Annotated in this window: 12 protein-coding genes and 1 tRNA gene; 3 read left to right on the plus strand and 10 right to left on the minus strand. The window is 55.5% G+C overall.

Annotated elements, in window-relative coordinates; all coding sequences use genetic code 11:
* Positions 1-2: 2 nt before the first annotated feature.
* From flhB to motA, 5 genes are all read right to left on the minus strand, one after another.
* Complete coding sequence (gene flhB / locus ATO67_RS11705) at positions 3-1,085, minus strand: flagellar biosynthesis protein FlhB (protein WP_067648803.1); 1,083 nt, start codon at positions 1,083-1,085, stop codon at positions 3-5.
* A gap of 128 nt (positions 1,086-1,213) precedes the next feature.
* The gene (gene fliG, locus ATO67_RS11710; RefSeq protein WP_067648806.1) at positions 1,214-2,257 is read right to left on the minus strand and encodes a flagellar motor switch protein FliG; all 1,044 of its coding nucleotides are present in this window, start codon (positions 2,255-2,257) and stop codon (positions 1,214-1,216) included.
* 27 nt (positions 2,258-2,284) lie between these two features.
* The gene (gene fliN, locus ATO67_RS11715; protein WP_067648809.1) at positions 2,285-2,827 is read right to left on the minus strand and encodes a flagellar motor switch protein FliN; all 543 of its coding nucleotides are present in this window, start codon (positions 2,825-2,827) and stop codon (positions 2,285-2,287) included.
* 66 nt (positions 2,828-2,893) lie between these two features.
* Entirely contained in the window at positions 2,894-3,850 is a 957-nt protein-coding gene (locus tag ATO67_RS11720) for a FliM/FliN family flagellar motor switch protein (protein ID WP_067648812.1), read from the minus strand.
* The gene (gene motA, locus ATO67_RS11725; protein ID WP_067648815.1) at positions 3,850-4,722 is read right to left on the minus strand and encodes a flagellar motor stator protein MotA; all 873 of its coding nucleotides are present in this window, start codon (positions 4,720-4,722) and stop codon (positions 3,850-3,852) included. Before motA ends, ATO67_RS11720 begins: the two co-directional genes overlap by 1 nt.
* A gap of 262 nt (positions 4,723-4,984) precedes the next feature.
* On the opposite strand from motA, the gene flgF reads away from it, so the two are divergent.
* From flgF to ATO67_RS11740, 3 genes are all read left to right on the plus strand, one after another.
* On the plus strand, positions 4,985-5,719 hold the full coding sequence (gene flgF / locus ATO67_RS11730; protein WP_067648818.1) for a flagellar basal-body rod protein FlgF: 735 nt from the start codon (positions 4,985-4,987) through the stop codon (positions 5,717-5,719).
* A 100-nt stretch (positions 5,720-5,819) separates the two neighbouring features.
* Entirely contained in the window at positions 5,820-7,160 is a 1,341-nt protein-coding gene (gene fliI, locus ATO67_RS11735; RefSeq protein WP_067649079.1) for a flagellar protein export ATPase FliI, read from the plus strand.
* A gap of 11 nt (positions 7,161-7,171) precedes the next feature.
* Positions 7,172-7,711 (plus strand): flagellar protein, encoded by a 540-nt coding sequence (locus tag ATO67_RS11740; RefSeq protein ID WP_158667351.1) that lies wholly within the window; start codon positions 7,172-7,174, stop codon positions 7,709-7,711.
* A gap of 217 nt (positions 7,712-7,928) precedes the next feature.
* Here ATO67_RS11740 and ATO67_RS11745 read toward each other — a convergent pair.
* The 5 genes from ATO67_RS11745 to ATO67_RS11765 form a co-directional block, all read right to left on the minus strand.
* A tRNA-Phe gene (locus tag ATO67_RS11745) sits at positions 7,929-8,004 on the minus strand.
* Positions 8,005-8,243: 239 nt separating this feature from the next.
* Positions 8,244-8,654, minus strand: a complete 411-nt coding sequence (locus tag ATO67_RS11750; RefSeq protein ID WP_067648824.1) for a coiled-coil domain-containing protein — start codon at positions 8,652-8,654, stop codon at positions 8,244-8,246.
* Between the two features lie 157 nt (positions 8,655-8,811).
* On the minus strand, positions 8,812-9,303 hold the full coding sequence (locus tag ATO67_RS11755; protein WP_067648827.1) for a histidine kinase: 492 nt from the start codon (positions 9,301-9,303) through the stop codon (positions 8,812-8,814).
* Between the two features lie 275 nt (positions 9,304-9,578).
* Positions 9,579-11,795, minus strand: coding sequence for an FAD-dependent oxidoreductase (locus ATO67_RS11760; RefSeq protein WP_067648828.1), 2,217 nt, complete (start codon positions 11,793-11,795; stop codon positions 9,579-9,581).
* A 31-nt stretch (positions 11,796-11,826) separates the two neighbouring features.
* Positions 11,827-12,027 (minus strand): hypothetical protein, encoded by a 201-nt coding sequence (locus tag ATO67_RS11765; protein WP_067648829.1) that lies wholly within the window; start codon positions 12,025-12,027, stop codon positions 11,827-11,829.
* Positions 12,028-12,039 lie beyond the last annotated feature (12 nt).

Raw genomic sequence — 12,039 nt, forward strand, 5'->3', positions numbered from 1 at the left:
GATCAGTTTACCCGTCTTTTGTTTTGGCGCGCCGCGTAAACCTTATGAATCAGTTCCGCGACGGCCTTATAAAATACTGACGGGATGACACTATCCACCGAGACTTGCGCAAACATGGAGCGGGCAAGCGGCGGATCTTCAAAAATCGGTATTCCGTTTTCCTTGGCAATTTCTCTGATTCTCAGAGCGATCAAATCCTGTCCCTTGGCAACGATGATCGGCGCGTCGCTTTCCTCTTTGACGTAGCGCAGCGCGATCGCATAGTGGGTCGGGTTGGTGATGACCAGGGTCGCTCTTGGAACACCATCCATCATTCTGCGACGCGCACGGTCGCGGGCGATGGAGCGCTGGCGTGCTTTCACCACAGGGTCGCCCTGCGATTGTTTGTATTCGTCCTTCACTTCCTGCTTGGTCATTTTCTGCTGGGTGTGCCAGCGGTGGTTGGCCCAGAAGTAGTCTGCAACGGCCAGAATGCCCGTTGAGAAAAGGACGACGGTCACCATTTTCTTCAATATCTCATAGCCGGTCGTCATGATGCTGTGCGGATCGGTAATCAGAGAATTCAGAAGGCGGTAATAGTCATTCTTCAGGACCACGACCATGATGATGGCGACGATGACGACCTTGAAAAGTGACTTTCCGAAGTTGACCAGGCCATCGACGCTATAGATCCGGGTAAAGCCGCCCACCGGCGATATTCTGGACGCTTTCGGCATTATTCTATCAAGCACGAATTGCGGCAGGTTCTGCGCAAAGGACTGCCCCAGGCCGAAAACGATGAACAGGATTGCGGCGGGCAAAAGAAACGCACCGATTTCCTTGGAAAGATGAAGCCCGAGCGACACCATATCCGCCGCGGTGTTCAGCCTCCACTGTTCAGGGCGCTCAACGATGTCTTTAAGCGTTTCGCCCAATCTTTTGATGCCATCGGGGACGAAAAAAACGAGATACAGATAGAACGCCAGCATAGACGTAAACAGCGACGCTTCATGGGACGAAGGAACATTTCCCTTCTCCTCCGCGTCGCGTAGTTTTTTCTCTGTTGGTTCTTCTGTTTTACTGTCTTTGTCTTCGCCGTCTGACAAGACACGTCCCCTGAACAAAAAAGGCCCGCCGGAATCGGCAGGCCGTTCTTGTCAGGGTATAGGCGCTGGCGGTGACCCGCAAGCCAGTCATGCCGACCACACACAGGCTTTATCGAGCATCGGCAGCGTCACGCTGCGGCAGACTGACCTTCGACGACGGCCTCTTTCAGCACTATCTGGCCGGAGTTGGCCAAGCGGATAGCTTCCTGGGCCACTGCGCGGCGGGCAATCGCCACTTCGCGTGTGTTGAGAGATGCCATCGGCACGGCGAGATCGGACTCGATCATGCGGCGTTGACGTGGACTGATGCTGGAAAGCACACATTCCTTGATCTCGTTGGTAGCACCGCGAAGCGCCATGGTAAGAATGTCTGCAGAAACGTCGTTGAGCAGCGAAACGCGGCTGCGCTGTGGCATGTGCAGAAGATCTTCGAACAGGAAGATCTTCGGCTTGACCTTGTTTGCGGACTCTTTGCTGAGCGTTTCGAGAGAGCTGAGCAGAGTATCGACCTGCGGCTTTTCGAGTTCGTTCATCAGGTCGGCAACCTTCGCCGAGCCAGCAGCATTGCGTTCAGTCTCAAGTTCGGCAATCAGTGCGATAACACGCTTTTCGATGATCTGGGCTGCGGCAGGGCTGACTTCCTTCATGTTGACCGTTCGGTTCATGATGTCGGCGCGCTGCTCGTCTGGAATGGTCAGAAGGACCTTCGCACCGAAGGAGGACGGCAACATGGAGAGGATGTAGGCGATGGTCTGAGGATGTTCACGCACCAGGAACTTGCCGATAAACTGCGGGTCCGCGTCCTGTAGCTGATCCCATATGGAGGCTTCATAAGCCTGGAATGCCGTACGGCGGCCAAGAAGACCGTCGACTTCCTCAGGCGTCAGACCTTCCTCGAGAATGCTTTCGATAGCCTTGGCGTTGTCCATGAGGCCGGTGCCTTCGGTGAACAGATCTTCGAATTCCGCCACGATCAGCGCAAGCTCGTCTGGCGGAATAACGCGAAGCGTCTGAGCCGAATTGATGATGGTTTGCAGCTCGGCCTGGGTGAAAAACTTAAGCAGTTTTCCAGCCACGCCTTTCCCCATCGCCAGCAGTACGGCGGCGGCCTTATCAGCCTGAGACAACGGTTTCCCTGCTAAAGGGTTACCGAAATCCTCAAAGTCCATCATGGTCTTTCCTCTCCGTCCCCACAGGGATTAGGCTTTCCGAGTACTCATTACTTCAATCAGCTTCACGCCGAAGCGTGTATCGTCGTCTTCCAATACAGTGATTTCACCGCGTGCAATGCAGCGGCCATTCACCATGATTTCCACAGGCTCGCCGATCTTACGCTCAAGAGCGATCGTCGCACCCTCTTCCAGTCCCATCAATCCCGATACCAGCATCCGGCTGGTTCCGAGAACGATCTGAACATCGATCGGGATTTCCATGATCAGGTCAAGGTTATCCGAAAGACCACTGCCCAAAGGTGAGGGCGTTGCGGCAAGCGGAGCGGCCGTCGAGCCGAAATCCGATACGCCAAAGCTGTCCATTCCACCACCGAACGCCGCAAGGTCGTCACTCGCGGGTTCAACCGCTGTCGACCCGAAGTCGCCAAAATCGCCAAAGTCTGACAGCGATCCTTCCGAATCACTTTTCAGTACACCGCGCAGATCACCTATTGCCTGGTCCAGATCGCCTGTATCATCAAGCGAAGGCAGCAAATCATCTTCGGTTTTTGGTGTCTTTCTCGTAGCCATGCGCTAATTATTCCCTTTGAAACTTGCGTCAAGCTGCCCATGCCCGCAACGGGGCATGCCCGGCATTCAACCCATCAAATGTCTAAGAATTTCGTCGTCCGTGCTGACGTTATTCTTCACGCGAACCGTGTATTTGTCGCCTGCGCGACCAAACTCGCAGTTGTACATATTTGCACCATTGGCGCTGACCTCGACGCAGATATCATCCTGGCGTATATCGCGGAAGGGAATGACATCCCCCGCCACAAGCCGGGAGATCGTTCTCAGCGTCAGGCTCTGTAACCGGATCTTGGCTTCCAGTGTCACCTGAGAGCGCTTCACCTGTTCGGAGATCATCTCCATCCACTCTTCTTGCTTCTTCAGCGCCTGGGCAGACGGCTTGGGCGCAACGATGGCAGTTTTCAGCAACGTGCGCTGCGGAATGACCATCGCAAATTCGGAAGCGACTTTGCCGATTTCGACCTTGAGGCGTATCAGCAAGCCGAATTGGGCGGAAATCGCCTCTTCAAAAATGGTTTTGCCATTGCCGTTGAACGGCGGATCGATGGTCGGTTCAAAACCGCCGGGCGCATTGACCGATGAGCGAAGCACTTCTCCGATACGCCCCATGACCAGCGATGCCAGATCGAGCTCTATATGAGACAAAGCCCGAACTTCCGGTTCCATGATCGTGTCGGGTGCGGCGCCCAGCATACGCTCCATCAATGCCATGATAAACGCCGTGCCGGTTGCCAGCAGAAAATTGGGTGCCCAGTTGCGCAGCGAGCAATCGGCAACGGCAAAGTCCTTGCCCAACTTCTGAACGAGGTCGGTCATCAGCCCCGATTCACAACCGAGATAGTCTACACCGATGGCGATGCCAGTTTCGCTGTGGAAGATGTCGGGCAGGAAGTTGCTGTAGATCTGGCCGATTTCGGCACCGATCTTGGCGAGTTTCTTGCCATCACCCAGGCCGCCTGTCAGCTTCGCGAGCAGCGCAGGGTCCATGGGGGTAACGTTCGATTGTGCAGCATTCGCCATCATCAAGCCGCCTTCTGGTCGCCACCCGGGTTCATCATTTCCTGCTCTACAGCGTCGATGGACGGACGCTCATAGTTGGAAATGGTCTTGCGTCCATATTCGAGAGCGACCTGCGGCACCGAGCCGTTCATGTAGGCCAGCAAGGTCTGTTTCACGATGATGTAAAGGCGGTGCTGCTTGGTGCGGACGATCTTTATCTGCGCTGATAGCGGGTTACAGATAGAGTAGGACAAGATGATGCCGAGCATGGTGCCGACGAGGGCCGCGCCGATAAGGCCACCGAGAATCTCAGGCGATTCGTTGATCTTGCCCATGGCTTTGATAACGCCGAGAACCGCGGCCACGATGCCGATGGCAGGGAAAGAGTCGCCCATCGCAGTCATCGCGTAGTAAGGTTTCATCTTGTCATGCAGGATGGTGTCGATTTCCTCGTCCATCAACGCTTCGATCTCATGGCTACGAGCATTGCCGATGATGATGAGACGCACATAATCGCAGATGAAAGACGTCAATTCCTTGTTTTTCAGAACCGATGGCGCGGTTTGAAAGATGGAAGATTCTTCCGGGTTGTCGATGTGAGCTTCGATTTCGTTGCGCGATTTGGTGCGCAGATCGCGCATGAGCGAATAGAGAACGCCCAGAACATCCAGATAGTGGCGCTCTTTCGGCACAGCGTACTTGAATGCTTCACCAAGCGCCTTGCCGCTGTCTTTCACAACTTTCATCGGGTTGGCCATGATAAAGCCGCCGATACCGGCACCGCCAATGATGACGAGCTCGAATGGCTGAAACAGAACGTCCAGATGACCGCCCATGGCCATGTAACCGCCGATAATACAGCCGAAAGTAATCACTAATCCGATAATAATGTTCATCTGAAGCTCGCGTCTGATGCCAATTTCGCACTTGAGGGATAGGCGACATGCCTTGTGCGAGGCTGGCTTGAAGGCAGGTGTTGCCGACTTTATCCCGCAAGGGTGGCAAGTCGCATCCAGCCCTCACGGCGATGTTCAGTCTCTTATATATGTCCGGGCTCAAAAGCTTCGCACAAGCAAGCATCCTTAGTTTCAGTGAAAACATGAGGGTTCTGCAGTGTCAGAGCGCGCCCTCGCTCTAGAATTCGGACAGGAGACCAACATGCAATCTGGTATTTACGTCGGCATTTCCTCCCAGATCGCCTTGGAACGTCGCCTCACCACTATCGCAGACAATATTGCCAACATGAATACGGTCGGCTTTCGCGGTACGGAAGTGAAGTTCGACCAGGTCATGAGCCAGACGCGGAACGATCTCAAGGCCGACATCGCCTTTGTTACACAGGGCAGCGATTATCTTTCCACCCGCAACGGTGAAATGATCCGGACCGGCAACTCCTTCGACTTTGCCGTCAAGGGTGACGGCTGGTTTGCGATCGACACGCCTGCCGGTCAGGTTATGACGCGTGACGGCCGCTTCTCCATGGCTGTAACGGGAGAGCTTGTCTCCACGCAGGGTTATCCGGTTCTGGATGCTGGCGGCGCGCCTATCCAGCTCAATCCCGCAGCGGGCGAGCCGACGGTTGGTTCCGATGGGCGTATTCTTCAAAACGGTGCAACAATTGCGCAGCTAGGCCTTTATACCGCAGACGCCAAAAAAGGATTCGTCCGCTACGAAAATAGCGGCGTGATTTTCTCGGAAGCACCGCAGCCCGTTGTTGATACGTCCGCAGTCGGGGTCATGCAGGGTTACGTCGAGCAGTCAAACGTCAACGCAATCAGCCAGATGACGCAGCTTGTCCAGGTAAACCGCGCGTTCGAAGGTATTTCTTCGCTGATGAAATCCACCGAGGATTCATTTTCCCAGGCCATCCGCACCCTTGGCGGCGGGCAGTAAGCGGCGTTTGATGTAGATGGAAACCCTGATCGAGACCCCTCCCCAGCCGCCGGTTCAACCGGCAACGAATGTCTTTTCCAAGCTGGATGCGCTGGCCCGCATGATGGAAGCGCAGGCTGCGTCCGGCACGCCAGTTTCGCGGGGCGGACGGGTAAGAACCATCGCAGCAGGCCACTACACCGTCAGCGGCCTCTCCGAGCATGTCCGTCTTTGCGAATTCGTGGTGCATAAGAGCACGACAGGACTGCATTTGGGAGAAGTGGTTCGCGTCGAGCCGGATTTGATCTACGTCTGCCCCATCGAACCGGGTGATCCAATCGGCGTCAATGACATAGTCCTGCGCGAAGGTGAATTTCGTGTGCAGCCGGATGACAGCTGGTGCGGTCGCACGATCAACTCCCTGTGCAAGCCCATCGACAATAAGGGCCCTTTGCTGAAGGGACCGAAAAATCGCTCCGTCAACACGCTGCCGCCGCCGTCCATGACGCGCAGCCGTGTGGTCACGGGTTTCCGCACTGGCGTGAAAGCCATCGACATTTTCACACCGCTTTGCTTCGGCCAGCGTCTGGGCATTTTTGCAGGATCCGGCGTGGGTAAATCGACGTTGCTGTCCATGCTCGCCCGAGCCGACGCCTTCGACAAGGTCGTCATTGCTCTGGTCGGCGAACGTGGTCGCGAAGTGCGCGAATTCATCGAGGATACACTCGGTGACAACATGAAAAAATCCATTGCAATTGTCGCCACAAGCGATGAAAGCCCGATGCTGCGAAAGATGGCTCCGCTCGTCGCCATGACGATTGCCGAACATTTTCGCGACAAGGGCGAAAACGTTCTTTTCATTGCCGACAGTATCACGCGATTTGCCCACGCCATTCGCGAGGTCGCGATTGCTGCTGGCGAGCCCCCGATTGCGCGTGGCTATCCGGCTTCGGTTTTCACCGAACTGCCTAAATTGCTTGAGCGCGCAGGGCCTGGCGCAGAGGGAACCGGAACGGTCACTGCGATCATCTCCATTCTGGTCGATGGTGACAACCATAACGACCCAATTGCCGACTCGACCCGCGGCATTCTCGACGGCCATATCGTTCTGGACCGCTCCCTTGCCGATGAGGGCAGATATCCGCCTATCAATCCACTGGCGTCGATTTCTCGGTTGTCTCACAAGGCGTGGACAGCGGATCAGCAAAAGCTAGTGTCTCGGTTGAAGTCATTGATTCACAACTATGAAGAAACCAAGGACCTGCGCCTGATCGGTGGTTATCGTCCCGGGGTCGACGCCGAACTCGACATGGCCGTCAAACAGGTGCCGTTCGTCTACGACGTGCTCAAGCAATCTCCCGGCGACCGCACGGTCATAGACGCCTACGCCGAACTGGCGAACGCATTGAGAAACGCACCGGGTAACAATCAGCCAGCGCCGGTCCAGCGACGGGGGCCATGACGATGAAATTCATGAAGCAAAAATCAGAACGCGACGCCGGAAAAAAGAGGTCCATCCGGGATTTCGACCGGATGCTGACGGGCAGCTTGATCGTTGTTGCTGCGACCGCAGCCGCCCTGCCGTGGTATGTTTTCTTCAACCCTGAAAAATTCGGTATCAGCGGCACCGGTTGGGAAGCGTTGAAAAACATGCCGCAAAAGGACGGTGGTGGCGTGATGGCTGTCGTTCCCCACGTCGATGAGGGGGTGACCTCAGATGGGCGCACAGACGTGGCAAAACCGGATATCGACGCGCTGACGACTGCAACGGTACAGACGACGGGCGAAGCTCAGAACGCAAATACCGACGGCAAATCCCAACCGTTCCCCGGTGGCACGCGCTTTAAACTTCTCCACGTCTCAAACGGCCGCGCGCTCATCGAAGACAAATCAGGAATGTTCCTTGTCCAGATCGGCTCCGTGCTGCCCGACGAAAGCCGCCTTCTGTCCATGAGTAACGTCGAAGGCAAATGGCAGATCATTACCTCTGCTGGTGAACTATACGAAGAATGACAGCTAGGGAGCAGTAAGCGCCCAGACATTCAACAGCAGATTTTCTGCGACACAAATCGCCGACCCGCACACATCTTTTGTTTCAAACACAGAAACAACGGCGCATCTCAAGGCGATCCAACAACACGGTCGCAATCAGCCCGTTACTCAGGCGTGAGCCAAGGTACGCGACTCAATGAAGCGCCTCGTGTAAACATCGTGACCCTAGAAATAAAAATGGTGCCCGAAGGCGGATTTGAACCACCGACACGCGGATTTTCAATCCGCTGCTCTACCAACTGAGCTATTCGGGCACTGCAGGTCCATGTAGAACCTTCGCTTTTGGTAAGCGCCGGAGAAGCATTCTGCCCCGGAAGTGAGCGGGGTTATAACATCTTGTTCGGCCATGGCAAGCGCCCGCCGCAACTTTTTTGACAGTTTTTTGGCGGTACCTTTGGATGGTCAAAAGATGCGCCGTTTTGTTTCTAGATCGGGCGAGAAGCCCCGGCACAAGTGCCGGGTCGTATTTCATGTACGCCGACGGATGACTTTCTTACTTTGACCCTGCAGACAAACCCAGCGCGAAAGGGACTGCTGCAACAAGCAGCGCCATGATGGGCGAGGATGCAAAAATGCGACCCGCCAGTGAGGTTATCGCGACAGAGCGGACCACAGGAAGCCAGTTAGCGAAATCGGCGCTATGACGCTGATGGGATGAACCAAGCTGCGAGGCGCTGGAACGCGCGGCCTTTAGCTTTTCCACTTGCTTACGAATGGAATCCACTTCCCGCCGCAACTCGTCCACCTCTTTGCGTAGAGAGGCATCTATCTTGGATTTTTCCGGCGGCTTGGCACGGGCGGCGGGTTTGTTTGCTATTGCTTTCACGTCATCATCCAGTTGAGAAAGTTCGTCTTCAAGGTCTGACGGCTTGTCGAAACCGTGGGAACGTATTGGCGCCCTCATACAATTTTCCTCTTATTTGCGCGTCCGGTCGCAAAAGTTGCGGCCGGATGATAAATTGCAAACGCAGAAAGACGGAAAAGGATGCAGGGTTTTGCTCAACAGGACACAGCTGCGAATTAAGGCTTTAACTAAGCCCGACGTATGGCAACCAAAGTGACTACTTTGCTGGCTTCAACGACTGCAGAATGCCGACGAGTTCCTTATGGTGCGCATCCTGCGTGGCTTTCGTGCCCCAATAGGTCACGACCAGCATTTTGCCATCCTTCGGGGAGGCAAAGCCGAGAGAGACCTCCACAGGACCGTCTGCATCCTTGCCGTCGAACTCGATGCTACCGAACTTCATGCCGTTGATTTCGACATCCCCAGAGTCGGATTGCGAATTCGCATCAATCTCGACGCCATTGTCCGTAAGAAACTTGATGGCGTCGTCGATGACTTTGTCCATCGTCTTGTCGCTGGCAACATCGATGGAAAAGTAGATCGCGGCATCAGGCGATGTGGCGTCAATGCCGGATTCAGTTTCCTTCGGCTCCCAGTCATCAGGGATTTTTACTGATGCGATAGGCGCATCACTGGGAAACTTGAGTGTTTCGGCCTGAGCAAAAAACGGCGCCAGGACGATGGCCGCAGCCAGAATGGTTCTTTTCATTGGGAAGTCCTCTAGGGTCGAGGCGCGCACTATCGGGGTAGCAATGGTGCCTCACCCGTTGCCAAATTTGGTATAGAGGAAAAGTCGTTATTCTGTCACCCAAATAATCCCAAGTAATGAAGAATGCGATGACCAGAGTTAACAGGCCATACGCCGTTCATCCATGTAAAAATTTCTCGAATTATACATCGTCCAACAATTATCAATTATTGCGGAAATAAAGCATTAAAAAAACAGGCCACGGAGGGCCTGTTGTCGGTTTATTGATTTTGATCTCACGCAGCTTTTGCAGCAACCCCATAAGGATCGAACCTGCCGTAGAAGGTTTCACCCTTGGCGGCCATATCTTTGAGCAATGGTGTCGGTGCGAAGTGCGGGCCGTAGCTCTGGCTCAGTTTTTCCGCCAGTTCAACGAACGTCTTCACGCCCATGCCGTCGATGTAGGACAGCGCACCGCCGGTGTAGGGCGCAAAACCGAAGCCGAGGATGGAGCCGACATCGGCTTCGCGCGGATCGGTGACGATGCCTTCTTCGACCGTGCGGGCTGCCTCCAGAGCGATGGTGACGAGGAAGCGCTGTTTCAGTACGTCCATATCCACATCTTCAGGCTTCTTCTGCGGGTAGAGGTCTTTGAGGCCGGGCCAGAGAGACTTCTTCGCAGGCTTTGCCGGATAATCGTAAAAGCCCTTGGCGTTCTTGCGGCCAAAGCGGCCCTCGCCTTCCACCAGCTTCTTGACCAGTTCCATATGCCGCGGATCGACAGATTTCTCACCGAGATCGGCGACGGTGGCCTTGAGGATCTTGTAGGATAGGTCGATGGCGACTTCGTCGTTCAGCGCCAGTGGTCCCACCGGCATGCCGGCGAATTTCGCGGCATTTTCAATCATGGGCGCAGGCACGCCTTCGATCAGCATGTCATAGCTTTCGGCCATGTAGCGCAGTACGCAGCGATTGACGAAGAAGCCGCGCGTGTCGTTGACGACGATTGGTGTCTTCTTGATTTTCGCGACATAATCAAGCGCCACGGCCAGCGCCTTGTCACCCGTTTCCTCGCCGAGAATGACTTCCGTCAGCATCATCTTTTCGACTGGCGAGAAGAAGTGGATGCCGATGAAATCGGATGGGCGCTTGGAATTCTGCGCAAGACCGGTGATGGGCAAAGTGGAGGTGTTGGAGGCGAAGATGGCACCTTCGGGTAGCACGGCTTCGACAGCCTCGATCACGGCCTTCTTCACATCGCGGTCTTCGAACACGGCTTCGATGACGAGGTTTGCGGTTTTCAGCGAGGCATAATCGGAGCTTGGGGTGATGCGGGCGAGGATGGCGGCACCCTCTTCCTGCGTCATGCGGCCCTTGCCGACGCTGTCCTTGACCAGACCTTCGCAGGTGGTCTTGCCCTTGGCGGCGGCTTCGTCATCACGATCGATGAGGGTCACATCGAGACCAGCAACGGCGGTGACGTAAGCGATGGACGCGCCCATGAAGCCCGCTCCGACGATGCCGACATGTTTCAGATCACTCTTCGGCTGACCAGCCGGACGGCGGGCACCCTTGCCCAGTTCCTGCATGGAAATGAACAGCGAGCGGATCATCGCAAACGCTTCTTTCGAGCGAAGGATTTCCGTGAAATAGCGCTGCTCAACCTTCAGGGCGGTGTCGAAAGGCAATTGCAGGCCTTCGTAGACGCATTTGAGAATGGCGAGGGCTGCCGGATAATTGCCAGCGCTTTCGCGACGCAGGATTGCCGGGGCTGCGGGCCAAAGCTGGGCGGCAGCCGGTGTCCAGATGCCGCCGCCGGGGGCCTTGAAGCCCTTTTCATCCCAGGGGGCAACGGGTTTCAGGCCGTCCTTGATCATCTGCTTGGCGGCGGAGATCAGCTGATCCGGCTCCACCACCTGATGGACGAGGTTCATGGACTTGGCGCGACTGGCCGTCAGCGACTGGCCGGTCGTCATCATCTGAAGCGCGGATTGTGCATCTGTGAGGCGCGAAACGCGCTGCGTGCCACCGGCACCGGGGAAGATGCCGACCTTGATTTCCGGCAGCGCCAGCTTGACACTCTTTGCGTTGGAAGCCACACGGCCATGGCAAGCCAGAGACAGTTCCAGCGCGCCGCCCATGCAGGTGCCGTTGATGGCGGAAACCCAAGGCTTGCCGTTGGTCTCGATCTTGCGGAAAAGACCGTTCATCTTGCCGACGAGATCGAACAGCTTCTTGGACGCTTCATCCGGGTTCTTCGCTTTCTCTTCATTGTAGAAAGAGAACATGGACTTGATCATCGACAAATCCGCGCCGCCGGAAAAGCTGCTCTTGCCTGACGTGAAGACAACGCCCTTGACCACAGCATCCGCCACCGTCGCGTCAACAATAGCGTTCAGCTCTTCCATGACCTCCGCCGTAAAGACGTTCATGGATTTTTCCGGCATATCCCAAGTGACGAGGGCAATGCCGTCTGCGTCTGTTTGGATGGTAAAATTGGTGTAAGTGCTCATATTGGGATTCCTCTTCCCTGAATTTCTTGTGCTAACCGAAGACGCCGAGCAGGTAGCAAAGCAGAACGAAAAGCAGAGCAAGAACGATAATCAGTCCTCGCCCCTCTGCTTTCATCCGTGCGTGGCTTTCGGCAGGCGTAACGTGACCGGCTGCTTCAGCAGCCTCGGCCATGTCCTTGTCGAGTTGCCTCGTCTGGAAGTGGCGCTTCGTCTCGTTTTGATAGCCCGCCATGCTCGTCGCCTC

Source organism: Agrobacterium bohemicum, assembly GCF_001562555.1.
Lineage (GTDB): Bacteria > Pseudomonadota > Alphaproteobacteria > Rhizobiales > Rhizobiaceae > Agrobacterium > Agrobacterium bohemicum.